General features: G+C 48.8%; 24 protein-coding genes and 2 riboswitches. Of the genes, 10 read left to right on the top strand and 14 right to left on the bottom strand.

The window, feature by feature from the left end:
* Nucleotides 1-39: 39 nt before the first annotated feature.
* The 3 genes from BW931_RS07225 to BW931_RS07215 all read right to left on the bottom strand — a co-directional run bounded on the left by BW931_RS07225 (nucleotide 40) and on the right by BW931_RS07215 (nucleotide 929).
* Nucleotides 40-327, bottom strand: a complete 288-nt coding sequence (locus BW931_RS07225; RefSeq protein WP_076571188.1) for a hypothetical protein — start codon at nucleotides 325-327, stop codon at nucleotides 40-42.
* A gap of 73 nt (nucleotides 328-400) precedes the next feature.
* The gene (locus BW931_RS07220; RefSeq protein ID WP_076571186.1) at nucleotides 401-595 is read right to left on the bottom strand and encodes a hypothetical protein; all 195 of its coding nucleotides are present in this window, start codon (nucleotides 593-595) and stop codon (nucleotides 401-403) included.
* A gap of 34 nt (nucleotides 596-629) precedes the next feature.
* A complete protein-coding gene (locus BW931_RS07215; protein WP_076571184.1) occupies nucleotides 630-929 on the bottom strand; it encodes a DNA-binding protein in 300 nt (99 codons plus the stop codon).
* 206 nt (nucleotides 930-1135) lie between these two features.
* On the opposite strand from BW931_RS07215, the gene BW931_RS07210 reads away from it, so the two are divergent.
* A complete protein-coding gene (locus BW931_RS07210; protein ID WP_008588128.1) occupies nucleotides 1136-1558 on the top strand; it encodes a CBS domain-containing protein in 423 nt (140 codons plus the stop codon).
* Nucleotides 1559-1607: 49 nt separating this feature from the next.
* Here BW931_RS07210 and BW931_RS07205 read toward each other — a convergent pair whose 3' ends face one another.
* The gene (locus BW931_RS07205; RefSeq protein ID WP_076571182.1) at nucleotides 1608-2513 is read right to left on the bottom strand and encodes a response regulator; all 906 of its coding nucleotides are present in this window, start codon (nucleotides 2511-2513) and stop codon (nucleotides 1608-1610) included.
* Entirely contained in the window at nucleotides 2491-3780 is a 1290-nt protein-coding gene (locus BW931_RS07200; protein WP_159435680.1) for an ATP-binding protein, read from the bottom strand. The genes BW931_RS07205 and BW931_RS07200 overlap by 23 nt, the downstream gene beginning before the upstream one ends.
* A 113-nt stretch (nucleotides 3781-3893) precedes the next feature.
* Here BW931_RS07200 and BW931_RS07195 point away from each other — a divergent pair, with 113 nt between their 5' ends.
* The 3 genes from BW931_RS07195 to BW931_RS07185 all read left to right on the top strand — a co-directional run bounded on the left by BW931_RS07195 (nucleotide 3894) and on the right by BW931_RS07185 (nucleotide 8545).
* Complete coding sequence (locus BW931_RS07195) at nucleotides 3894-5132, top strand: dicarboxylate/amino acid:cation symporter (protein WP_076571176.1); 1239 nt, start codon at nucleotides 3894-3896, stop codon at nucleotides 5130-5132.
* 29 nt (nucleotides 5133-5161) lie between these two features.
* Nucleotides 5162-6589 carry an aspartate ammonia-lyase gene (gene aspA, locus BW931_RS07190; RefSeq protein ID WP_008588120.1) on the top strand — a complete coding sequence of 476 codons (1428 nt, stop codon included), beginning with the start codon at nucleotides 5162-5164 and terminating at the stop codon, nucleotides 6587-6589.
* A gap of 144 nt (nucleotides 6590-6733) precedes the next feature.
* A riboswitch (SAM riboswitch) is annotated at nucleotides 6734-6841 on the top strand.
* 90 nt (nucleotides 6842-6931) lie between these two features.
* Nucleotides 6932-8545: a sodium:solute symporter family protein gene (locus BW931_RS07185; RefSeq protein WP_076571173.1), complete on the top strand. Its 1614-nt coding sequence runs from the start codon at nucleotides 6932-6934 to the stop codon at nucleotides 8543-8545.
* Nucleotides 8546-8661: 116 nt separating this feature from the next.
* Here BW931_RS07185 and BW931_RS07180 read toward each other — a convergent pair whose 3' ends face one another.
* Nucleotides 8662-9177, bottom strand: a complete 516-nt coding sequence (locus BW931_RS07180; protein WP_076571171.1) for a pyridoxamine 5'-phosphate oxidase family protein — start codon at nucleotides 9175-9177, stop codon at nucleotides 8662-8664.
* A gap of 220 nt (nucleotides 9178-9397) precedes the next feature.
* Nucleotides 9398-9508: riboswitch (TPP riboswitch) on the top strand.
* Between the two features lie 96 nt (nucleotides 9509-9604).
* On the opposite strand from BW931_RS07180, the gene BW931_RS07175 reads away from it, so the two are divergent.
* Genes BW931_RS07175 through BW931_RS07155 form a run of 5 tightly spaced genes read left to right on the top strand, consistent with a single transcriptional unit; the run spans nucleotide 9605 to nucleotide 13334 of the window.
* Entirely contained in the window at nucleotides 9605-10243 is a 639-nt protein-coding gene (locus BW931_RS07175) for a thiamine phosphate synthase (protein ID WP_084193875.1), read from the top strand.
* Nucleotides 10236-11324: a glycine oxidase ThiO gene (gene thiO, locus BW931_RS07170; RefSeq protein ID WP_008588113.1), complete on the top strand. Its 1089-nt coding sequence runs from the start codon at nucleotides 10236-10238 to the stop codon at nucleotides 11322-11324. Before BW931_RS07175 ends, thiO begins: the two co-directional genes overlap by 8 nt.
* Before the next feature lie 24 nt (nucleotides 11325-11348).
* The gene (gene thiS, locus BW931_RS07165) at nucleotides 11349-11552 is read left to right on the top strand and encodes a sulfur carrier protein ThiS (protein ID WP_008588111.1); all 204 of its coding nucleotides are present in this window, start codon (nucleotides 11349-11351) and stop codon (nucleotides 11550-11552) included.
* Between the two features lies 1 nt (nucleotide 11553).
* Nucleotides 11554-12318 carry a thiazole synthase gene (locus BW931_RS07160; protein WP_076571169.1) on the top strand — a complete coding sequence of 255 codons (765 nt, stop codon included), beginning with the start codon at nucleotides 11554-11556 and terminating at the stop codon, nucleotides 12316-12318.
* Nucleotides 12318-13334 (top strand): thiazole biosynthesis adenylyltransferase ThiF, encoded by a 1017-nt coding sequence (locus BW931_RS07155; protein WP_076571167.1) that lies wholly within the window; start codon nucleotides 12318-12320, stop codon nucleotides 13332-13334. Before BW931_RS07160 ends, BW931_RS07155 begins: the two co-directional genes overlap by 1 nt.
* 167 nt (nucleotides 13335-13501) lie before the next feature.
* Here BW931_RS07155 and BW931_RS07150 read toward each other — a convergent pair whose 3' ends face one another.
* Nucleotides 13502-14347 carry a nucleotidyltransferase domain-containing protein gene (locus tag BW931_RS07150; protein WP_076571164.1) on the bottom strand — a complete coding sequence of 282 codons (846 nt, stop codon included), beginning with the start codon at nucleotides 14345-14347 and terminating at the stop codon, nucleotides 13502-13504.
* 181 nt (nucleotides 14348-14528) lie between these two features.
* On the opposite strand from BW931_RS07150, the gene BW931_RS07145 reads away from it, so the two are divergent.
* The gene (locus BW931_RS07145; protein ID WP_076571161.1) at nucleotides 14529-15431 is read left to right on the top strand and encodes a DMT family transporter; all 903 of its coding nucleotides are present in this window, start codon (nucleotides 14529-14531) and stop codon (nucleotides 15429-15431) included.
* Between the two features lie 78 nt (nucleotides 15432-15509).
* Here the strand turns inward: BW931_RS07145 and BW931_RS07140 are convergent, their stop codons facing one another.
* From BW931_RS07140 to BW931_RS07110, 7 genes are all read right to left on the bottom strand, one after another.
* Nucleotides 15510-16499, bottom strand: coding sequence for a bile acid:sodium symporter family protein (locus BW931_RS07140; protein ID WP_076571159.1), 990 nt, complete (start codon nucleotides 16497-16499; stop codon nucleotides 15510-15512).
* Nucleotides 16496-17893, bottom strand: a complete 1398-nt coding sequence (locus BW931_RS07135; protein WP_076571157.1) for an FAD-binding oxidoreductase — start codon at nucleotides 17891-17893, stop codon at nucleotides 16496-16498. Before BW931_RS07135 ends, BW931_RS07140 begins: the two co-directional genes overlap by 4 nt.
* A gap of 206 nt (nucleotides 17894-18099) precedes the next feature.
* Nucleotides 18100-18576: a thioesterase family protein gene (locus BW931_RS07130; RefSeq protein ID WP_076571155.1), complete on the bottom strand. Its 477-nt coding sequence runs from the start codon at nucleotides 18574-18576 to the stop codon at nucleotides 18100-18102.
* Nucleotides 18573-19568 carry a 3-hydroxyacyl-CoA dehydrogenase NAD-binding domain-containing protein gene (locus BW931_RS07125; protein ID WP_076571153.1) on the bottom strand — a complete coding sequence of 332 codons (996 nt, stop codon included), beginning with the start codon at nucleotides 19566-19568 and terminating at the stop codon, nucleotides 18573-18575. Before BW931_RS07125 ends, BW931_RS07130 begins: the two co-directional genes overlap by 4 nt.
* Nucleotides 19569-19573: 5 nt before the next feature.
* Nucleotides 19574-20467 carry a beta-keto acid cleavage family enzyme gene (locus BW931_RS07120; RefSeq protein ID WP_008588089.1) on the bottom strand — a complete coding sequence of 298 codons (894 nt, stop codon included), beginning with the start codon at nucleotides 20465-20467 and terminating at the stop codon, nucleotides 19574-19576.
* Entirely contained in the window at nucleotides 20457-21014 is a 558-nt protein-coding gene (locus BW931_RS07115; RefSeq protein WP_076571150.1) for a GbsR/MarR family transcriptional regulator, read from the bottom strand. The genes BW931_RS07120 and BW931_RS07115 overlap by 11 nt, the downstream gene beginning before the upstream one ends.
* A 79-nt stretch (nucleotides 21015-21093) precedes the next feature.
* Entirely contained in the window at nucleotides 21094-22746 is a 1653-nt protein-coding gene (locus BW931_RS07110) for a CocE/NonD family hydrolase (protein WP_076571148.1), read from the bottom strand.
* Between the last annotated feature and the right edge of the window lie 13 nt (nucleotides 22747-22759).

The raw sequence follows: 22759 nt of genomic DNA, 5'->3' as shown, positions 1-22759 counted from the left end.
ACCCCTTCTTTCCTGCTCAAGTCGTAATCTCCGGAGGCATTATTTTTCAGGTTTAAGAATCGTCCTTTGGAGAGGCACACCGCCCATGGAAACATTTTGCTCCATAAAAATGTAGGACCGGCCATCTATGATAAACTTCCGGTTACCTTTATAACTGACTTGCCTTCCCTGTGAGGCGAGTTCCTGTTTTATAGCTTCTACGTATTTCTTATTATTTACATATCTATCGTCAAAATCGATCGTGATGTTACCTTTTTTGTAACCCATAAGCCGGTTAAAACCGAAAAGTAGAAGTATTGCAATAATTAATATCAAAAACACTTCCATATAGCCTGAGCCTCCCCTGTGAGAAAACGCTTCTCTTAGCATACGATTAAAAAGAGGACGCGTTTCAATTTATTTAAAGCTCATTATTTTCGATTTTTATTTGCCTGTCATAATCTTTCGCGGACCACTCTACCAGTAAATAAATCAAAAAAGCGGCACATGCGCTCGCTACGTTCTCTGTCCACGAAACCACCGGTTGGAAACTCCACTGCCATATGGTGGGCACCAGGAAAAAGATTATACTGAACCGCAGGCTTTTTCTCAGCATCGGTGCTCCCCCCTATCGTCGTATACTTTCTAAGTTACTTTCCTATACTTTTCAACCACTCATGAAGACGTGCTTTCGGGTAGTAAATTTTATTGTTGATCGTAACGTGCGGAATGTCCGGGTACTCCTGCAGCAGCGCTTTCGTATCTTCTTTTGATACACCTATGTAGTAATGTACATCTTTTTCCTTTATTAACTTGTAGTCTTCTTCCTCCCTGAAGATTTCACTGAACGAATCACCGGCCTCGGGATTTTTGAAGTTTTTAAGACCTTCCCCGATAAAATATCCGGCAAAGGCTATCCCCACTGCTATCCAGAAAAAATCGAATTCCATTTTCGTTCCTCTCCTTTCTTCCTCCAGCTTTTTCATTAGTTACAATTATTTCAAATGAACAGCAGAAACTCAATTTCTTTTTCAAGAATCCCCCTGACTTTTGTAGGAATCGAAACAAAGCCCGGGATTTATTGTTTAAAATACCCATAAAAAGTAAAAACTTCTAAGTGGAAAGCGAATTATTCAATTAGAAAGGTGGAGGAATCATGCCAGAACTTAAGAATTATATGAATACCGAGGTAGTAGCTTGTGAGGCATCCGACACTTTGACAACTATAGCGAAACGCATGAAAGAAGAAGAGGTAGGCTTTGTCGTCATTACAGAGCAGGATAAGTACGCAGGTGTAATTACGGATCGTGACATCGTAGTGAACGGCCTGGCTAAAGGATCCGCGGAAAATGTAAAAGCTTCAGACATTATGACGGACAAAGTCGTTACGGCTACTTCCGATATGGAAGTACAGGAAGCGGCGCGTCTGATGCAGGATCACCAAATCCGCCGCCTTCTTGTAGTAGATGAAGATAAAGTGAGCGGTGTCGTAAGTATAGGTGATATCGGTTTGCAGGGGTCCGATGAGATTGCAGGCTATATTATGGGTGAACTATCCAAAGGCTCCGCCAACAACTGAGTTCAAACAAAAAGCTGAGACAGGGCTCTCCCCCCTCGTCTCAGCTTTTTTACGTCTGCATCCGGCGTTTTGCTTCCCAGTACAGCATCTGAATAAATTTCTTCGTATCGACTCTTATTCTGTATCTCTTCTCTTTCTCAAGCTCCATCATTTTCTTCCGTACCTGTTCATAGTCAAAAAATGTCGAAGCGTATTTACTGAACACAGGATTGCTGAAATCATCCAGTCCGACCGAGGCGATGTGCGAAATACCCTGATGTACAGCCCTCCGGACGCGCTGTTCCGCCGCTTTCACTTCCCGCTGCAGACCTGGCTGCTTCGCTCCTTCTTTCATCTTGTCGGCAGCCGTCTTCTGATAGACATTCTTCAGGGAAATTATTTCCTCTCCCCCCGTCATATTATTCTGATCCAGATAATAGATGATATCCAGCAGATCCCTGGAGCCGTTCTCCCCGACCATTCCGAGTTCCACCAGTACTTTGTATCCTTCTTCCTTAATGCTTCTGGAAGCAGCCGCACTCCCGGTTCCGGCGCTTTTTCCCGTTACCGCCTGCAGAGACTGCTGAATACTTTCTATGGACCGCTCCAGTACCAGTCTTTCCTTAACTTTTTTCAGAATGTTGACCACCTCGATCCGATTCAAAGGTTTCGTAATGTAGTATTCGATACCGAGCGAATACGCTTCTCCTATCAGATTTTTACTTTCTATCTGGGAAATCATCACCGTTTTTCCCGTATAGCTTCCACTGATTTCCCGTATCGTCTCTATGCCGTCTCTTTCCTGCATCAGAAGATCAATCAGCAGAATATCCACCTGATGAGCCTCAAGCAATTCAGTATCCACTTCCCGGCCGTCAGTTCTCTCCCCGGCTACCGTTCCGAGATCCGCATCCTCTATCATCTCGGCAAGCATGGCCCTCACCGATATATCATCATCCACGATGAAGTAATTCATTGTCACTCCCCATTTCCATTAATTTTTCCTCTGGAATCCGAATTAAAAAAGAAGCTCCCTGTACTGACGGAAGCAGCCGGATTCTCCCGTCCATTTTTTTCACGACTTCCCGTACGTAGGACAGCCCTATCCCTGTAGACGGGGCACCGGCAGAATCAAACTTGGACGTATAGCCTTCTTCAAAAACGACCTCCTCCATCCTTTCAGGGATGCCGGGTCCGTTATCGGAAATCGTTACTTCCAGGTGACTGCCTCTCCTTTCCACCATCATTTCCACGTTTCCTTCCCCGTCGATGGCTTCTACGGCATTGGAGATGAGGTTATTCAGTACGGAAAGGAGTACGTAGGTAGGGTAACGATTCTCCCCCGTTTTATTACGGAGAGTGAAACGTATGTTTTTTTGAAGAAGCTCAGCGTAAGCAGCATTGGACTTTTTCAGTATGCTCCCTATTTCCTCCATACTCAGCCAGGAAGTGTCGCTTTCCCTTGAAATCACGTTCGATAACCCGGCGTAGATCCGCTGGTTATCTTTTTTTATTTCGTGCACTTTATTCGCTATGACAAGCAGAGAGGAAGACTCCTCCCTTCCGCTTTCCTCTTTCATATTCCGGTAAAGCTCGTAACTCTCTTTCGTAACCGTTTCGGCATCCCGCATCGTTTTGGACAGATGAACGGCCTCCGTGTACAGACCGGACAGCACCATCATCATATGCTCCTTCTGCTTTTTCTGCTGCAGTTCTTCCGTTTTCGCCTGTTTATACAGCAGGATGTTGAAAAAACCAAGGACGAAAAAACTGCGGATAAAAGCGACCTCCAGCAACAGCCCTATCGTTCCGAAATTCACCGGCTGGTCCATGACTCCGCTTCGCAGCAATATCTCGGCCGTACTTGCCAGGATTTCAAGGGAAACTCCTAACAATCCGACGACGATAGGTTTATGGTAGTACTTTGAAACCTTCAGGAAGCGGAACAGCAGTCCGTAGGTGAGGTAATAAAAGAATACCGGAAAGTGGGTGGAGAACGCTTCCTCAAGCGGCACGGAACTTCCGTACACATCCAGTCCCGTCCGGAACAGCACGACCGACGTCGCTACTGCCAGTGTCAGGGTGACCTGGCGCAGATTCGCCCTCCACAGCAGAAAAAAGAAAAACAGGGGGGTGCCGAAACTTACCCGGAAGCTTCCCTCAAACGGATAAAATTTCAGCTCTCCGGCCAGCGGCACCATCACAATAACCATTATAACAATCAGCAGTTTCTTTTTAATCATCATGGTCTCTCCTTCAAAAATTCACGGATTTATTTGTATGTATGCGTAGATTTCTGTATGTATCCGTAGGTATGCGCTTACATTGTGTATTACATATTGACTGGAGGGTTGTTATGAAAAATAATCTCGTATTCCAAATATTCATCGCTTTCTTTTTAGCAATTGTTCTCGGCATTTTCGTCGGACCTGACATACAAGTAGTACAGCCGCTCGGAGATCTTTTCCTCAGGCTTATTAAATTTATCATTGTTCCCCTCGTTCTGTCTTCCCTGGTAGTCGGAGTTGCCAGCACCGGGGATCTGAAAGAGCTCGGGAACCTGAGTTTCAAAACGGTTTCCTACTACATGGTGACGACAGCGGTCGCCATCTCCATCGGGCTTCTGAGCGGAAATCTGTTCTCTCCCGGAACCGGAGTTGATATTGAAGTTCCGGAAGGTGAACAGGTCGCTGCCCAGGAAACTCCCGGAATTAAAGAGACGCTGCTGAACATTGTGCCGACCAACCCGATTGCCGCACTTACGGAAGGTAACATGCTGCAGGTCATCTTCTTTGCCATCTTCCTCGGCATCGGTATCACGATGGCAGGTGAAAAAGCACGTACACTTTATCAAATATTCGATCAGCTGGCGGAAGTCATGTATAAAATCACCGGTGTCGTAATGAGATTCGCCCCCATCGGTATATTCGGCCTTATCGCACCTACCGTCGGGGAATACGGGGTGTCCGTACTGTGGCCTTTATTCAAGGTCATTCTCGCGCTGCTCGTCGGCTCACTCGTGCACGTTCTGCTCGTCTACTCGTTTTCCGTGAAAGTTTTCGGCAAGATGAGCCCCGTCACTTTCTTCAAGGAATTGATACCGGTCATTATGGTGGCTTTCAGTACGTCCAGCAGCTCGGGAACTTTACCTATGACGATCAAGTATTCCGAAGAAAAATTGAAAGTACCGCAAAAGATCAGCAGTTTCGTACTGCCGCTCGGCGCGACCATCAACATGAACGGTACAGCCCTGTATCAGGGGGTCTGCGTGCTGTTCGTCGCTCAGTACTTTGGAATGGAACTGACTTTCATCGATCAGCTTACCGTCGTGCTGACCGCTACACTGGCTTCCATCGGAACCGCCGGCGTCCCGAGTGCCGGACTTATTATGCTGTCGATGGTTATGACTTCCATCGGTCTGCCACTCGAAGGTATAGCACTGCTCGCAGGAATCGACCGTATTCTGGATATGATCAGAACTTCCGTGAACGTTCTCGGGGATGCATCAGCCGCAGTCGTTGTCAGCTCGTCTGACAGGAACCGCCCCGATGTTCTGGAAGACGAAGAAAACTACACAACCGCCCACTACGGGTAATAAGAATTCACAGAGAGAGGAAAGATACCATGAACCGTTTATATCGTACAGAAACAGACTCTATCGGAGAAAAAGAGATTCCCGCCGAAGCTTACTACGGCATCCAGACACTGCGTGCCAAAGAAAACTTCCCGATTACAGGGTACAACCTCGATGATTCCATGATTACGGCCGTGGCTATGGTCAAAAAAGCGGCAGCTATGGCGAACAGGGACGCCGGCCACCTCCCTCTTCACATAAGCGAAGCTATCATCGGGGCTGCCGATGAACTGCTGGAAGGCTATTACCATGACCAGTTTCTTGTAGATCCTATCCAGGGCGGAGCCGGTACTTCCGTGAATATGAATGCGAACGAAGTTATCGCAAATCGGGCTCTTGAAATCGCAGGACGGGACAAAGGCGACTACGATTATATCAATCCGAATAACCATGTGAATATGGCACAGTCGACCAACGACGTCTTCCCTACCACAATGCATATCGCTGCTGTAACCGGGATGACCCGGCTGGAACAGACGATGGAAACGATGGCTGATACATTCGGTAAAAAGGCGGCTGATTTCGATCACATCATCAAAGTCGGACGTACGCACCTGCAGGACGCCGTTCCGATCCGGCTCGGACAGGAACTGAAAAGCTACCAGCGTGTGATCGAACGCGACCTCAACCGGATTAGACGCTCCAAAGATAATCTGTTCGAAATCAACATGGGGGCAACAGCGGTCGGTACCGGTCTGAACGCCGATCCGGTATACACGAAGCTCGTAGTGGAGTATCTGGCTGACATCAGCGGACTTCCGCTCAGGGCAGCAGAGAACCTGGTAGACACTACCCAGAACACCGATGCTTACACGGAAGTTTCTTCCGCTTTGAAAAACACTATGACGAGCATGTCCAAAATAGCGAATGATTTTCGTCTGATGGCCTCCGGGCCGAGAACCGGACTGAGCGAAATCACTCTCCCGGCCCGACAGCCGGGCTCGTCCATTATGCCCGGGAAAGTGAACCCGGTCATGCCGGAAGTTATTAACCAGATCGCTTTTCAAGTTATGGGAAACGACCACACGGTGAGCATGGCTTCAGAAGCCGGACAGTTGGAGCTGAACGTCATGGAACCGGTCATGATTTTCAATCTGCTTGAATCCATCACTGTTATGAACAACGGGTTCGGCGTTTTCACGGATCTGTGCCTGAAAGATCTGCAGGCGAACGAAGAAGTACTCCGGGAGAACGTGGAGAAAAGCCTTGGAATCATTACGGCTTTAAGCCCGCACATCGGTTACGAACGCTCTTCACAAATCGCCCAGGAAGGCATAAGAACGGGCAAAACGGTGCGTACCCTCTGTATGGAGTATGAGGTTTTGAATTATGAAGACCTGGAAATTATTCTCGACAGTTATGAAATGACCTACCCGGGTATTGCAGGAGCACACCTGAAGGAAGAAATGACAGTCTGATACAGCAGCTTTAAAGGGACGCCCTTCGGCGTCCCTTTTTTTGAGAACGAAATACAGTCCTGTCTTTTCTATTTTTCGAAATTTCTAAAAAATCATTGACATTCCTTTTCTTCCCCCGGTAGAATGAACGTTAATTTCATACACATCTTATCAAGAGCGGTGGAGGAATCTGGTCCTGTGATCCCGCGGCAACCTGTTCGTAAAGAACAAGGTGCTTCTTCCAGCAGACACTATCTGTCTGAAAGATAAGAGCAGGGACGCTCAGGAGAACCCTTCTATTTTTCTTACGGAAAAGTGGAAGGGTTCTTTTTGTATGTACAGATATGTAAAGGAGGAGAGGAAATGAATTCTTATGGAGTATGGGTCATTACACTGGCGCTGTTATATACGCTCGCGTTAATCATCGTCGGCAACGTGGCAAAGCGGAAAGCCGGCCGGGGCGAGCAATATTTTATAGGGGGACGGACGTTCCGGTGGTGGACGGTCGCTTTCTGTATTACAGGTCTTTTTTCGGGTTCAACGTACATATCGATTGTGGAGCTTTCGTATCTTACGGGGATCTCAGCTATATGGTACGGGGTCGCAGAAACACTGCAGGTTCTCCTGATCGCCCTTCTGCTTATAAAATCGTTCCGGGAGAAATTGATCGTCACCATCACCGGATTGATCGGTGATCAGTTCGGCAGACGTGCCAAAGCTTTATCCGGCGCCATTACGGCCTTCGCTTTCCCGATGTGGTCGGTGGCCACGGCCATTGCATTCGCTTCTGCCTTCCACGTCTTCACCGGCGTGTCTCTGTCTTTATCCGTGGCGTTCACAGCCCTTCTTTTATTCGTCTATTTACAGTCGGGCGGCATGTGGGCGGTCGCCTTTACACAAACGATGAACACTATCATTTTCGCCCTCATGTTCATAATCGGTGCAGCAGCGTTCTTCATTAAACCCGGCATTTCCGGTCTGCAGCAGCTGGCAGTCGAACAGCCCGGGATGTTCGACTGGGACGGAGCCGGTCTTCAGGTCATTCTCGTATGGTTTGCCACATTTCTTGTGAACGTCATTTTAGCTCAGGCTGCTTTCCAGATGGCTCTGTCCTGCAGAACACCGGAAGAAGGGCAAAAAGGACTGATTGTGGCAGAAGTGATGAGCATCCCCTTCATTCTTTTCGGGATCCTCTTCGGACTCTCGGCGGCTGCGGTTGTCCCCGATGCAAGTCTCGGTCTCATAGCACTGCCCCGGTACCTGATGGGAGTCCTCCCCGCTCCGCTGGTCGGGATGTTCTTCCTCGGTATCTGGGCCTGTGCTCTCGGGTGGGGTGCCCCGTGTCAGTTCTCAGGCGCTACAAGTCTCGGAAAAGATGTGGGGAGCGCTATCTTCCCTGACGCTTCTCCCGAAAAGCTGGTCACGTATACGAAATGGTCACTGCTGCTCCTTACAGGCCTGATGATTGTCTTCGGCTTCCTGCGTACGGAACAGTCGGCCTGGTGGAACGTACTCGCCTGGACGATGAGAAATTCCGCAACCTTCGCTCCTGTAGTTGCTGCGCTGTTCTGGCCGCTCGTTACAAAAAGAGCTGTTCTCGGTTCTCTGTTCGGAGGCTTCACAGCAGGCTTGCTCTGGTATCATTTGAGCAACTGGCACCCGTCGGATTTCTTTCTCAATATCCATCCGGTCTGGGTGGGGATGAGCGTCAATATTCTTACCATGATAGTATTCACTGTCGTTTTCAGTTACGGCACCTGGAAAATATCTGCTGCCAGCCCTGTAAAAAGCAGTATAATACTCGGAACAGTCGTCGTCCTTTTAGCAGTTAACGGTTATTTTTACGAGACGCTTCACGCCGCCGGAGTCATCGGACTTACGTTATTTCTGAATGTATTAGCCGTGTTCATCGGGAGTATCATGTTCATTAAACCGAAATCGGCCACAATGGTTGCTAAGAAGGAAGTGGTATCTTAAAAATCATTGAGACCTTCGTCGTCACTAAACAGAAACATCCTCCGATACGAACAAAATCCCCGTCCCGAGTCAACGCTCCGGGCGGGGATTCTCTGTTTTCAGAAAAATGATCGTATCTAGTTCGAATTTTCGTCGAAATGGACGGTGTCTTTCAGTTTATTCTTGTCGTCCATGGAATTGCTGCTGGCCATCTTTTTCACGAATTCTTTAACGGTTTTGACGTTCACACCTGCTTCCCAGTATTCAGCAACGTCAGGAGTCGCTTTTACAAGCACAACGTTCGGGTCTTCGGCCGAAGCATTCAGTACTTTTTCGACAATTTTATTCCAGTACTCTTTCTTCTTCTTCACGTCCTGCACGAATTCAGCCGTTCCACTGATGGACACGTAGGAACTGCCGGCGTAGGCCAGATTCACCGAAGGGTTATTACCGATATCCCTGTATTTATCTGTATCTTTCTCCGTGATAAACCAGAATTCTTCCTCGTCCAGCAATACTTCCTGGGTGTGCATCGGACGGGAACTCAATCTGCCCTCCGGAGATACGGTCGTCAGCATCGCCACTTTTTCATCTTTGATGAGTTCTTTGATCTGCTTAAGGGTTTCTTCATTTTCCGAATGTTTATCAGTCATCATATCTTCCTCCTTCTGGTGCCAGGCATGTTTTGATATCCACCCTTACTATTCCCTGTTGTAGAAGCAGTTACACTTGCTGCCCGAACTTGTACATTACGCTTTTACAGCTTCGGTATGTGAAAGCTATGAAAAACAGGAGTAACTATAAAAATGAATGTTAAAAAACACACTGTTGACAATACTTGTACAAATGTTAGAATTTTACTTACAATTTAATATAAATCACTAGGGGTGCCTTTTCAAAAGGCTGAGATCAGAGTAATCGACTTTGAGACCCTCGGAACCTGATACGGTTGATACCGGCGAAGGGAAGTGTGCGGACGATATTTTTGCTATTTTTTGTTTAATCATACGTTCAAAGTCACTTTTCTTTTACCAGGAAAGTGACTTTTTTAATTTCAAAAAACGATAAAGGGGGGTCTCAGTGAAACTTGAGCAACCAGGTCAGGACAGTATAGGAAAACTTCATGTCATCTCCACTGGTCAGCAGCCTGGTGAAGAGCTGATGAGAATAATAGGTCAGGTGCTCCCCTATGTGGATTCTGTACATCTCCGGGAAAAAGAATGGAGCGATAGACAGATGATATGTTTTACCCAGCAGCTTTATTCCGTGGGAATGCCCATGCATAAACTTATTCTTAACCACCGGGCGACCATCGCCGACAAGGTAAAGGCTAAAGGGGTACAACTCACTCATGCAAGCATGAATCAGGTGAAAGTTCGTCGCCTTTATCCGGATTTGACGATCGGCTGCTCCGTACAGGAAGCCGTCAGAGCCTGGCACGATGGCGCTGATTATTTAATCTTCGGTCACGTTTTCACCAGCAGTTCGAAACCCGGATTGTCCCCTAAAGGTATAAGAGAACTGAAAAAAGTCGTGCAGCATGTAAGAGTGCCTGTTTTAGCAATTGGTGGAATTACTCCGGAAAATACCAACGTCGTGATGGAAGCCGGTGCCAGTGGAGTTGCCGTTCTGTCCGGTGTGCTGCTAGCTGATGATCCCGTTGAAAAAGCTGTGGCCTACAGAGAAGCGATACGCAAAGGAGGCGCAGGAAATGTATGACGTTATTATTGCAGGCGGAGGTGTTATCGGTAGCTCGATCGCTTTTCAACTCTCTAAAAGAAACTATCGCGTGCTCATAATAGAAAAGGAGGAAATCGGACAAAAAGCCTCCAGAGCTGCAGCCGGAATGCTGGGGGCGCAGAACGAAGTGGGTCCTGACAGCCCGCTCTCCCGGCTCGCTCGTGAAAGCAGAGAAATGTTCCCTTCTTTAGCAGAAGAACTGGAATCTGTCAGCGGCATAGACATTGAACTGATTCAAAATGGCATAGTCAGAGTCGCCCGTACCGAAGAAGAAGCGAAACAGTTAAAACGGGAGAATGAACGTCAGCAACGTTCGGGAGATTGTTCGGAATGGCTTTCACGAAGCCGGTTACAGGAGAGAGAACCCCGTCTTTCCCACCTCTCCGTTACAGGGGGACTCTACATGCCCGGAGACGGCCAGGTCAATGCCCCATCGTTAACAAAAGCACTGGCACATGCATCCGTTGAATTCAGTACAGAGATTATGGAACATACGGAAGTGCTGGATGTTCTGACCGAAAACAGACACGTAACCGGAGTCAAAACAACCTCCGGAAATATTTTGGCACAAACGGTCATTTCTGCTGGTGGGACGTGGAGCCGGGAGCTTTTCGAAAAAACGGGCTACACATTGAACATGTATCCGGTAAAAGGCGAGTGTTTCTCCGTTTATCATAAAGAACATCTGACGACGGCAAGCATATTTTCACCTGGATGTTATATCGTACCGAAGGCCGGCGGCAGGTTCATTGTCGGCGCTACACAAAAACCTGATGACCCGAATAATTCTGTAAGCATCGGAGGTCTGCGTTCTCTGATGGAACGTGCTATCCGTTTAATTCCTGACCTGCAGCATGCGGAATGGGGCGAAGCTTGGAGCGGGCACAGGCCCAAGACACAGACAGGCCTCCCCTATATGGGGGAACATCCGGAAATCGATGGGTTGTGGGTAGCGGCCGGCCATTTTCGCAACGGTATTTTATTAGCTCCGATCACCGGGTCGCTCATGGCGGATTATATTGAAGGAAAACCTGTATATGAATCCTTTAAGATTCAGTGATAGATACGTTAAGGAGGCGATTCTATGGAACTTTTGATTAATGGTACGACGGTGCAATTATCAAATAACATTACAACTGTTTCCGACGTCATCGATTATTTCATACCCGACCGGCCGGCGGTCGTCGTTGAACACAACGGAAACATTCTGACTAAAGAAAATCACTCGACCGTAAATGTTAAAGACGGCGACAAAATAGAACTGGTTAATTTTGTAGGAGGTGGTTGACATGCTAACTATCGGTAATAAATCTTTTCACTCCCGCTTACTGCTCGGAACCGGCAAATATCCGGATATCGATGTACAAAAACAGGCGGTAGATGCATCCGGAACAGAAATACTGACTTTCTCCGTCCGTCGAATGGATATTTTTGAATCTTCCCAACCCAATCTTTTGGAAAAAATCAGCACCAGCAACTACGACCTGTTACCGAACACGGCAGGGGCATATACAGCCGAAGAAGCTGTACGAACGGCCAAGCTGGCTTATGCCTCCGGTCTTTGTGACATGATTAAAGTGGAAGTGATCGGGGACAAAAAAACGCTGTTGCCGGACCCGGTGGAAACACTGAAAGCTACCGAAGAACTTTTGAAGGAAGGATTCATTGTCCTCCCTTATACATCTGATGATGTGGTTTTAGCCAGGAAGCTGGAAGAACTCGGGGCTCACGCTATCATGCCGGGGGCATCACCTATCGGCTCCGGCCAGGGTATTATCAATCCTCTGAACCTGAGTCTGATCATTGAGCAGTCACACGTACCGGTGATTGTGGATGCAGGTATAAGGTCTCCACAGGACGTGGTCACGGCCATGGAACTCGGGGCGGACGGTATTTTGCTGAACACAGCTGTATCCGGCTCTCCAGACCCCGTAAAAATGGCTGAGGCGATGAAACTGGCCGTGCAGTCAGGAAGACTCGGTTTCGAGGCCGGAAAAATACCAAAAAAACGGTACGCTACCGCCAGCAGTCCGGAAGAAGGAATCAGTTTCTGATGGAACAGCGTTACTCGAGACAAACATTATTTTCCCCCATCGGCACTGACGGACAAAGAAAATTACAGCAGGCCCATATCCTAATTATAGGGGCCGGGGCTCTCGGGACCAGTACAGCGGAAATGTTCACCCGTGCCGGTGCCGGCAAAATAACGATTGCAGATAGAGATTACGTGGAATGGAGCAATCTTCAGCGACAACAGCTGTACACTGAAGAAGATGCACAGAACCGCCTTCCAAAAGCTATTGCACTGAAGGAGAAGTTGGAAGCTATTAATCAGGATGTGAGAATCAAAGCTCACGTTACGGACGTGACGCCCTGGAATTTGGAAGAGCTCATCGGCGGAGTGGATCTGATGCTCGATGCTACAGACAATTTCGAAATCCGTATGATTATGAATGATATTTCCCAGAAGCACAATATCCCCTGGATTTATGGGGCAGTCGTCGGAAGTTACGGTATCAGTTACACGATTATCCCCGGGGAGACCCCATGCCTCCACTGCATGATGGAACAGGTTCCGCTCGGCGGTTTAACTTGTGATACGGCCGGTATCATCAGCCCCATCGTTCAACTGGTAACGGCACATCAGGGGGCAGAGGCACTGAAGATTTTAACCGGGAACCGGGATGCGTTACGTGAGAATCTCGTTTCTTTCGATCTATGGAGCAATCAGCACTCTTCTATTGATGTGCAAATGCTTAAAAACGATAATTGTTCATCGTGCGGCGCCTCCCCTTCCTATCCGTTCCTGGATTATCAAAACCAGACCAGGACAGCTGTTCTGTGTGGGAGGGATACAGTCCAGATCCGTCCCTCCTCCACACGTAAACCGGATCTGAAGCGAACGGCCGAAGACCTTTCTCCATTAGGTGAGGTCGAACAAAACCCGTTTCTCCTTTCTTTCTCCACTGGTGCCAACCGGCTTGTCCTGTTTCAGGACGGACGCGTACTGGTGCATGGTACCAGTGATGTTGCGGAAGCCAGGTCCCTGTATCACCGATATTTTGGTTAAAGTGGTGTAATGCCCGCTCTGTTAATCGAGTTCTTAGCAGTAACCTTACAGGTTTATCTGTAACGCTCCATGGTTTGGGGGTGTATCACCCCCCAGACTTTTTCATTTGGATAGTACGTATCGTTCTTATTATTTCAACTTTTGAATACGCAAATTCCTGTTCCGGATTACGCAAGTGGCAGATGGATTTTTCTTTCTTTGTTATAAATATCAAGCCAATTTTCTGTTTCCTCTTCGATCCAGTTCCCAAAACAATCCAGAAACTTCTTTATTTCTCTAGAATCGGATGAAGGATTTATTGCATACCAAAGAGCCGTCCTCATTTCTTTCTCTTTCTCGGGATAATGCTTCGAAAACAATTCATATGCCGGATACAAATCTCTCGTATACGCCTCTTCCTGAATTATAACAAGCGCTCCGCCGGCTCTCACTATGATCCGCATAATCCATGAACAGCAATCTTCAATATCCTCTGTATCTTCATTCCCTTCAAGCTCGCGTCTGGCTCTGTCGATCAAAGTGGACAGATGAAAGAGATGTTCGTTAGCAAGAGAGCTGTCGGGTTTGTAATCGGGAAGCTGACTGATAAGGTTTTCCCCGTACACACAGACCCCGTAAGTTTTTAAAATGAACGGTATCATAGAGCAGTACTCGTATTCTTTCACTTCCCTGAGGGAACTGAATCCCAGCTCAACACCATTGATAAAAGGATATTTCTGATCGATAAACCGGGTCGCCTCTTCCGTCCACCCCAAATCAAGGTTTTCAGGATCGGATTGAGTTACGATGATTACGTCTACATCCGACACACCTTCCACCTCTGCCCCTCTTGGCACGGATCCTCTCAAATAAATACTGTGGACTTCCCCCGGCAAAGCGGACAGACAGCTTTTGTTAATGAGCTCGATGACTTCCAGAAATTTATTATCAATATATGCAGGCGCAGCCTGGTTGATGATGTACCCTTGAGTATCCAAAGGACACAACGTACCTATTTTTTTAATTTCATTCATTTGTAATTATTACCCCCATCTTTTTTTCTTCCCCATATTTCATTTATTCTTTCCTCCCCGAATACTCCTGCCCCTTTTACCTGGAAAATCATTTATTCTTCATCAAAGCGGAAAGGTATACAAACGGGTTTCAAAAGCTTAAAATATATAAGTTGTTACTTTAGAAAGAGGAGACTGGATTATACATGTTAAAGCTTATTCCTGGCTGGTTTTCTGCGTCGTCGTATGGGGCAGCAATTTCGTTTTTGGGAAAATACTGCTGCAGAGTTTCTCCCCGGCATTTCTGACGTCTTTACGGCTTTTCTTTATTGTTTTGCTGTTGCTCGGTCTGGCGTCCTTCACAAAGAAACGCGTGAATCGTTTAGGTAAAACAGAATGGATAGCGATTTCCGTCTTAGGAATTATTGGTGTATTTATCAACCAGTGGTCTTTTTTTGTTGGACTGGAAACGGCAGACCCGACCACGTCCGCTCTCATTCTTGCCACGACGCCTATTTTAGCCGGCGTTCTGGGGGCCACATTCCTGAAAGAGAGATTGACGATCCGTATGCTGCTCGGGTCGGTAATTGCGATTACCGGTATCTTTCTCGTGGTTACGAAAGGAAGTTTTACGGTTTTACAGGTGGATAGAGGACTATTATGGATAGTAGTGACAATGATAACCTTCGCCATAATGATCATAATGACGCGCGTGCTCTCGAAGCGCATAGACCCGCTCCCTATCACTCTCTATTCCAATATTATCGGCTTTCTCATATCCATCCCTTTCGTCTTTATGTGGGACGATCCGATACGATTCGGTGTCACGACTTTCGACTGGGCTTTCCTGATCGGAACCGCGATTACCGTTCACGGTATAGCTACGCTCATATGGAATACGAATATCAGACAGGTGGATGCTTCCAAAGCTTCCATCTTATCGAACCTGGAACCCTTTTTGGCCATGATTACAGGACTCGTACTGCTTCACAAACCCATCACGGACGTGGAAATAGCCGGAGCTCTTCTGATAGTGGGCGGTGTTATATTCTCAACCTATCAGCGGAAGCGGCGTATCACCGGACAAAGACTTCCCACTCACTAAAACACGAAGACACCGTATACCGGGATGCCTTCGTGTTTTTTTCTGTATCCATAAATATTTTTTGCAACGTTTCCCCTCTTATGTTCCCGATCTTTTCACTCTGCTCTCCAGCTCCTCCTCAACTTCAGGCTCGTCCTCTCCTCTCACCGGTTTCTTCGACCAGAAGGTGGCCAGAATGGGCCCTGAGATATTATGCCACACGGCTGCGACCACGTTCGGTAAAGCTGCGAGAGGTCCGAAGTGTGCCGTAGCGAGTGCTACGCCTAGTCCGGAGTTTTGCATACCTACTTCAATGGAGATGGCACGCCGTTTACTTTCATCGAGTCTCATCAACACAGCCGCTCCGTAGCCTAGGATAAGGCCAATCAGATTGTGCAGCATCACGGCTGCAAAGATCTGCAGTCCGGAACTTGTAATACTCTCGACGTTTGCAGCTACTACCGCACAGACGATGGTGATGATAGCCAGTACGGAAATGAGCGGCACAGCCGTGGCGCTTTTGTCCACCGTTTCCGGAAACAGTTTCCTGACGAGAAGTCCAAGCGTAATAGGAACAATGATGACCTGCACGATTGACAGAAACATGGACACAGGATCCACCGGCAGCCACTGGCCTGCAAGCATCAGTAAGATGGCAGGCGTCAGAATCGGGGCCAGCAGTGTGGAGAAAGAAGTCATCGCGACAGACAATGCCAGGTTCCCTTTGGCGAGATATACCATGACGTTCGACGCCGTGCCTCCCGGAACAGAACCGAGCAGGACCAGACCGGCCGCCAGTTCCGCCGGCAAGTTGAGCAAATAAGCGATTCCGAGTGCCGTCAGCGGCATAAGTACGTACTGGGCCGCCACACCGGCAATCACCGGGAGCGGTTTTTTCATGACCAGTTTAAAATCGACCGGCTGCATCGTAAGACCGATGCCGAACATGACTACTCCAAGCAGAATGGTTATATACGCCCCGAGACCGAGAAAGACTTCCGGTACAAAAAAAGATATAAGAGCGGCTGCTATGACCCACAGCGCAAAATATTTTCCGGCGACGCGACTGATGGACTCGATCACCTTCATTGTCTGTTCCCCCTTCCGTTATGAATAAGCTTACCGGGATTCATAATTCCTTTAGGATCGAGCGCTTCTTTAATCGCCTGCATGACAGGAAGAGCTTTTCCGTGCTCTCTTTCCTGATACTTCATTTTCCCTTTTCCGACGCCGTGCTCCCCCGTACAGGTGCCTCCGCGGGCCAGGGCGTATTCCACAATCTCTTCATTGAACATTTCAGCTTTTCTGCGTTCTTCCTCTTTTTCCATATCAAGCATAAGGAGGGCGTGATAGTTTCCGTCGCCGACATGACCGAGAATCCCTCCATCAAGACACAGCTCCGTCATCTTCTCTCTGCCGTGCCGGATGGCCCCGCCGAGTTCCGATATCGGAAGACAGACGTCCGTAACCATCATTTTTTTGCCCGGGCTGTCATGGATGTAGGCATAGGCGAGATTGTGACGCGCTTCCCAGAGCTTCACGCGGGCGGCATTATCTTTCTCGAAATCAATAGCTTCACACTTATGACTCGATACGATCTCTTCCATGAAGGCGACGTCCTCCTGCAATCCTGCTTCGTTTCCGTGGAATTCCAGGAACAGTGTCGCCTTTTCTATGTAATCCGTGTCATTAAACCGGTTCACCTGCCGTATCGATGCTTCATCCAGCAGTTCCACACGGGCGACCGGAACCCCTGCCTGCAACATGGAAATCACTGCTCCCACCGCATAATCGATGGTCGGGAAAGAAGCTCTCGCAGCCATGACATGTTCAGGGATGCCGTACACTCTTAGCGTAAGCTCCGTAATACAGCCAAGTGTCCCTTCGGAGCCTACATAAAGACTGGTGAGATCATAGCCGGACGAAGATTTTCTGGCAAGGCTTCCGGTATGAATGATATCTCCACCCGGTGTAACGACTTCAAGACTCTGGATCTGGTCTTTCATCACCCCATATTTCACGGAAGTCGTCCCGCTTGCGTTCGTGGCGGCCATCCCGCCGAGCGTAGCATCGGCTCCCGGGTCCACAGAGAAGAACAGCCCATATTTTTTCAGTTCTTTATTCAGCTGCGACCTCGTCACCCCGGGCTGCACTTTCACGAGGAAGTCCTTATCCCGCACTTCCGTTACTCTATTCATGGAGGAAAAGTCGATCGTAATCCCCTTATCATAAGCGATCACATTTCCCTCAAGACTCGAGCCCAGTCCGAACGGAATGACCGGGACCCCTGAAGTTTCAGCTGCTTTCATAATTTGACTAACTTCCTCCGCCTTCTCCGGAAAAACGACGAGATCAGGGGTGCTCCACTCGTGGTAAGATTCATCTTTGCTATGATTGGCGAGCACGGTATCGTTCGCACTCACCTGATCATTCCTCAAAAATTTCAGCAGCTCTTCCTGCAGCGTTGCCGGGTATGTAGTCATGTTCTCAGGCTCCTTTCACATTTTCAGATTAAACTGTTACATCAGATTATCATAATTATCTGAAAAAAGGAATGACACGATTATACTTTCCCAAGGTTTCAGTATAATGCTGGAAATTCCATAATTTTTTCCACAAAAAAACTTCCCATTCATAAAAAAATGAATGGGAAGTCTTCCTGTTCGTTTCAATAACCCACAGAACTGTATTACTTTTTACGTCTGATACCGATTACCCGTCCGGCTTCTTCGGGGGCCTCGGAAGGCGTGTGATATTCTGCGAATACCTTAAGCTGTGCAGACACCGCTTCCGGAAAAGGAGCTGGCCGTCCTTCACTCTGATCCATTCCCATCAGCATCTGCTCACTCGTAGCGGCTCTTTTGCCATTTTCCCCGTAAAGCTCGAGGAACGCATGCACACGCTTCGCATCGTAATCCAGAATATACATCTTCACCTCGTACGCTTCCTCATGATGCATTTCGTCGAGATAACATACGTGATTTTCCAGTGTATATATCGTATATTGATGCTTCCCGCGGGCTTCTTCGTCCAGCCCGATTGTACTCATGAACTCATCCACACCGATACTGAAAGCACGAACGTAGTCGGCATCGTTCATGTGACCATTGTAGTCGATCCAGTCGGCAGGTACTTTTGACGTAATGAGGGTTTTGGCTTCACTCATGTCTTATCGCCTCCCTGCACGGCTTCTTTGCTGTCGCCGGTCGTTAAGTTGGCGCCCGGCCAGTATTTTTCCAGCAGCTGCTGAAGTTCCACGAGGAAGTCATCCCGACGCTCTTCCATTTTCTGCATATCCACACCCTCCGTCTGCGCTTCACAGCCGGTGATGACTTTCTCTGCCAGCTCATCCGTGAGTTCCGGCGCCTCCAGTTTGGTCCACGGTAGTTTCAAGGCCGGACCGAACTGATGCAGGAGATGACGCATACCGGCCTTGCCGCCTCCCATATGGAGAGTCATGAACGGGCCCATCAGCGCCCAGCGAAGACCCGGACCGTAAACGATGGAGGCGTCCACTTCTTCGGTCGTCGCCACACCGTCATTAACGATATGCAGAGATTCACGCCAGACCGCTTCCATCAGACGATCGGCAATGTGTCCTTCAATTTCCTGATGAACGATGAGAGGTTTCATGCCAAGACCTTCATAAAATTCCCGGGCTTTGTCAACGAAACTGTCCTCCGTTTTATTGCCGCCCACCAGTTCGACGAGTGGCATGAGATATACCGGGTTGAAAGGATGCCCGACGATGACCCTTTCCGGGTGATGTGCACAGTCCGCCTGAAGTACCGTCGGTAAAATCCCTGACGTGCTGGAAGAAATGACTGCATGCTTCGGTGCATGTTCGTCGATGGAGGCGATAACGCTCCTTTTCAGCTCTTCCCGTTCCGGCACGTTTTCCTGGACGAAGTCCGCATGAGCCAGAGCTTTCCCGAGATCCTCTTCAAACGTAAGGTTCTCCTCTGAAGCACCTTCTTTCAGTCCCAGCTTTCCGGCATAGTCCCAGGCACTACGCACCGCTTCCCTCGTTTTTTCCTCTGCACCGGGAGCAGGATCATAGGCCGTCACCTTATAGCCGTTAGTCAGGAAACGGGTGATCCAGCCGTTGCCGATGACCCCTGTTCCTACAATTGTAATATTTGTGATCGATGATGACATTCCCGTTACCCCCTCTTCGCATACGGATCAAGCAGATTAAGTTCTTTACGTGCTTCAGCCGGTGTCATCAAATCAGCACCGAGTGTTTCCACGATTCCCGCTGCTTTATCGACAAGCTGTTCATTCGTCGCAAGCTGACCCTTTTTCAAATACATGTTGTCTTCCAGGCCGACACGGATGTGTCCTCCCTGCAATACAGACTCGGCGACCATAGGCATCTGCATCCGGCCGATACCAAAGGAAGCCCAGCGGCTGTTTTCCGGTATACGACTCTTCATGTACGCGAGCGTTTCCGCATCGGCTTCTGCGCCCCACGGGATACCCAGGCAGAACTGGAATAAAGGATCTCCATCAATCAGTCCTTCCTTGATCAACTGGTTGGCAAAGCGCACGTGACCGGTGTCGAAACACTCAAGCTCAGGCTTCACACCGCTCTCCTGTACGAGTTTGGCCTGACGGCGCAGCCAGTCTGTCGGACCGACGTACAGCATGTTTCCGAAGTTGGTACTTCCGCAGTCCAGGGTGCACATTTCCGGAAGAAGTTTACCGATCGGTTCATGGCGTTCTTCCGGCGTCTGCATATCCGTCCCTTCTCCACCACGGGTCGGATCTGCATCACTCGGCACCCAGTCACCGCCGCCGCCGGAAGTGAGGTTGATGATAATATCCGTTTCCGATTCACGGATGCGTTCCACCGTTTCGCGGAACAGCTCCACATCATGACTGAGAGCTCCCGTTTTCGGATCACGCACGTGAATATGGGCTATAGTAGCCCCGGCTTTCGCCGATTCAATCGCCGAATCCGCAATTTCTTTTGGAGTTACGGGTACGGAAGGATTTTTCCCGGGAGTATCTCCTGCTCCTGTCAGTGCACACGACATCATAACTTTACGACTCATTTACATCGCCTCCTGTTGTTTTTGGTACATGTTTAAATATTTCGCCACTTTCGAAAAAGTAAGTAACACGACGGATCCAGTCATAATATTCGGTCCATCGATGAAGTTCTTCCAATAACTCATTGATCGCTTTTTCGTCATCTTCAGTCAGGTCGGACTGCTCCTGTATTTCTTCTATCTTCCTGTTGATCCGCTCCTCAAAATGGCGGCTTCGGGTACTGGCTTTCTGCCAGGTCGAGGTGAAAATCGAAATGAATGTTTCATAGTAGTCTTCTTCGACCTGGTACAAATCTTTGCGTACCCCTTTCTGGAAGACCCGTTCCGCAATGTTCATGTCTATCATTTCGCGGACCACCTGACTCATCCTCGTCTTGCTCATCCCCATTTCCGCCGACAGTTCATCGAGCGTCATCGGTTCGTGATTCATATAGATAATTCCAAGCACACGGCCAAGACTTGTCGGGGCACCGAAAGCATTCATATTATCAGCTATCTTTTCTACGAACTGTGTTCTTATTTCCTCTATTTTCTTATTCTCGTTCTCCATTTTCCATCCACCCTTTTCACCTGTGTTAACTGAACAATACCACAGCCGGTGCCGTTTCCAAACAGATGCCGGTACCTGTTTAACGTTCAACAGGTAAATAGATGGCTGAAGCTCTTTCCGGCCCGCTATATATGAACTCGGTCGCCTTTTCCCCGTGGACGGCGGTCCTTGTCGTCTGACCGTTATTCAGATTTACGTCGTAATGAGGGGCGTTCGAGGCTGACAGATCGATCCGTAACCGGTGCCCTGCCTTCACCTCATGAGCTGTGACCCCGACGCTCAGATTCATTTCGGCCGGTTCACGTGGTACGACGCGTTCCCGGTGATACGTCTCGGTGATATTCCAGGCCCGTCCTGACTCATCCACTTCGGACAGACGGATGAACACATCGAATAATTCGGAAGGTGCTTCTCCCCACAGTCGCGCTTCGACCTCTCCCATAATAAGCTTTTTCTCTTTAAGAGGTTCGCTCGTGTAAACGAGAACGTCCGGCCTTGTCTGCAGTCCGGAGATATCGAACATTCCGGACTCGTTGCCGGCAACGAGAGCACTCCCCCCGTAAGTGGGGACGGGCGCCCCGGGATCCAGAAGCATATGGTGAGGAAGGGGCTGCTGATCTTTCTCCTTACCAAGTCCGCCTCCCCCTTCAGCAGCTGACAGTTCATGAGATCCTTTCAGAAAAAATGTTTCTGCCTCTCTGCCATGCGGCATGGATGGAAAAGATCGCCACTTGTTGCTGCCCGTAATGTACAGATGTACCTTATCTTCCACTCCGGAAGGCTTCGATTTAAGCCAGTGATCGAACCATTTGATATGAAGCTCCGTCGTATCCTTAATACGCTCAGTTCCGATTTCTGTTTCCGCTCCTTCAAAAAAGACCTCACCGGCCCTTCCCGTCATCTCTTCGTGTGTCCAGGGGCCAATCCAGAACGATTTTTCTCCGTTATAGACCCGATAAGCCGAAAGAGTCGACGGAAGAAGGGCGTCATACCAGCCGCCCATGAATAAAGCGGGTACCGTAGCCGACTGCAGAGTCTGTCGCAGGTCAGCTTCCTTTACTACCCTGGACGGGACACGACGCTGCATTACTTCAAAAAAATACGAGTCCGGATCAAGATCCTGCACGGGTCCCCATGTGTCAGCAGGGAAGTCATACAGATAATCCGGCAGGTTATCGAGATAATGCTGAAGTTTTTCTTCATCCAGTGTACCTTTACGTTTCAGATGGTCCTCTATCATTGAACCGAGCACCCAGGTCTCGAATTTTCCGGTCGCGGACACTGTATCCGAATCATTCAGAAGCCCCTCCCAGGGATCAGCCATCGTCATGACGGGGGCTATCGCCCGCAAGGACGGAGGGTGCTGGGAAGCCGCTGCCAGTTGCGTATAACCGTGATAAGACATCCCGAACATTCCCACCCGGCCGTCGGAGAAAGGGAGGCGCGCCGCCCATTCGACCGCATCATATCCGTCCTTTCCTTCATGGACGAACGGGTAGAACTCTCCACCGGAGGCGAATCGGCCGCGCACATCCTGCAGAATAACGACATACCCTGCCTCCACCATTCGGGGTACAGACAAATATTCTTCAAAATACCTCGGCGTCTCTTTGTCATAGGGGAGACGCATCATCAATACGGGATGCCGCTCCTCATCGTCAGGCCGGTAAACATCGGCCCGCAGTACTTCCCCGTCCGAAAGCGTACATGCTGCGTTCTTCTCGATAATCATCGTCCACCTCCTC

This window comes from Salimicrobium salexigens (assembly GCF_900156705.1).
GTDB lineage: Bacteria > Bacillota > Bacilli > Bacillales > Halobacillaceae > Salimicrobium > Salimicrobium album.
The sequence above is the reverse complement of the archived record's forward strand: the minus strand, read 5'-3'. Positions and strand labels throughout refer to the sequence as shown.

What these genes read in the sequence shown, in the direction of transcription:
- BW931_RS07225 (WP_076571188.1), bottom strand. Translation starts at nt 327, where the DNA reads ATGGAAGTGTTTTTGATATTAATTATTGCAATACTTCTACTTTTCGGT.
- BW931_RS07220 (WP_076571186.1), bottom strand. Translation starts at nt 595, where the DNA reads ATGCTGAGAAAAAGCCTGCGGTTCAGTATAATCTTTTTCCTGGTGCCC.
- BW931_RS07215 (WP_076571184.1), bottom strand. Translation starts at nt 929, where the DNA reads ATGGAATTCGATTTTTTCTGGATAGCAGTGGGGATAGCCTTTGCCGGA.
- BW931_RS07210 (WP_008588128.1), top strand. Translation starts at nt 1,136, where the DNA reads ATGCCAGAACTTAAGAATTATATGAATACCGAGGTAGTAGCTTGTGAG.
- BW931_RS07205 (WP_076571182.1), bottom strand. Translation starts at nt 2,513, where the DNA reads ATGAATTACTTCATCGTGGATGATGATATATCGGTGAGGGCCATGCTT.
- BW931_RS07200 (WP_159435680.1), bottom strand. Translation starts at nt 3,780, where the DNA reads ATGATTAAAAAGAAACTGCTGATTGTTATAATGGTTATTGTGATGGTG.
- BW931_RS07195 (WP_076571176.1), top strand. Translation starts at nt 3,894, where the DNA reads ATGAAAAATAATCTCGTATTCCAAATATTCATCGCTTTCTTTTTAGCA.
- aspA (WP_008588120.1), top strand. Translation starts at nt 5,162, where the DNA reads ATGAACCGTTTATATCGTACAGAAACAGACTCTATCGGAGAAAAAGAG.
- BW931_RS07185 (WP_076571173.1), top strand. Translation starts at nt 6,932, where the DNA reads ATGAATTCTTATGGAGTATGGGTCATTACACTGGCGCTGTTATATACG.
- BW931_RS07180 (WP_076571171.1), bottom strand. Translation starts at nt 9,177, where the DNA reads ATGACTGATAAACATTCGGAAAATGAAGAAACCCTTAAGCAGATCAAA.
- thiO (WP_008588113.1), top strand. Translation starts at nt 10,236, where the DNA reads ATGTATGACGTTATTATTGCAGGCGGAGGTGTTATCGGTAGCTCGATC.
- thiS (WP_008588111.1), top strand. Translation starts at nt 11,349, where the DNA reads ATGGAACTTTTGATTAATGGTACGACGGTGCAATTATCAAATAACATT.
- BW931_RS07160 (WP_076571169.1), top strand. Translation starts at nt 11,554, where the DNA reads ATGCTAACTATCGGTAATAAATCTTTTCACTCCCGCTTACTGCTCGGA.
- BW931_RS07155 (WP_076571167.1), top strand. Translation starts at nt 12,318, where the DNA reads ATGGAACAGCGTTACTCGAGACAAACATTATTTTCCCCCATCGGCACT.
- BW931_RS07150 (WP_076571164.1), bottom strand. Translation starts at nt 14,347, where the DNA reads ATGAATGAAATTAAAAAAATAGGTACGTTGTGTCCTTTGGATACTCAA.
- BW931_RS07140 (WP_076571159.1), bottom strand. Translation starts at nt 16,499, where the DNA reads ATGAAGGTGATCGAGTCCATCAGTCGCGTCGCCGGAAAATATTTTGCG.
- BW931_RS07135 (WP_076571157.1), bottom strand. Translation starts at nt 17,893, where the DNA reads ATGACTACATACCCGGCAACGCTGCAGGAAGAGCTGCTGAAATTTTTG.
- BW931_RS07130 (WP_076571155.1), bottom strand. Translation starts at nt 18,576, where the DNA reads ATGAGTGAAGCCAAAACCCTCATTACGTCAAAAGTACCTGCCGACTGG.
- BW931_RS07125 (WP_076571153.1), bottom strand. Translation starts at nt 19,568, where the DNA reads ATGTCATCATCGATCACAAATATTACAATTGTAGGAACAGGGGTCATC.
- BW931_RS07120 (WP_008588089.1), bottom strand. Translation starts at nt 20,467, where the DNA reads ATGAGTCGTAAAGTTATGATGTCGTGTGCACTGACAGGAGCAGGAGAT.
- BW931_RS07115 (WP_076571150.1), bottom strand. Translation starts at nt 21,014, where the DNA reads ATGGAGAACGAGAATAAGAAAATAGAGGAAATAAGAACACAGTTCGTA.
- BW931_RS07110 (WP_076571148.1), bottom strand. Translation starts at nt 22,746, where the DNA reads ATGATTATCGAGAAGAACGCAGCATGTACGCTTTCGGACGGGGAAGTA.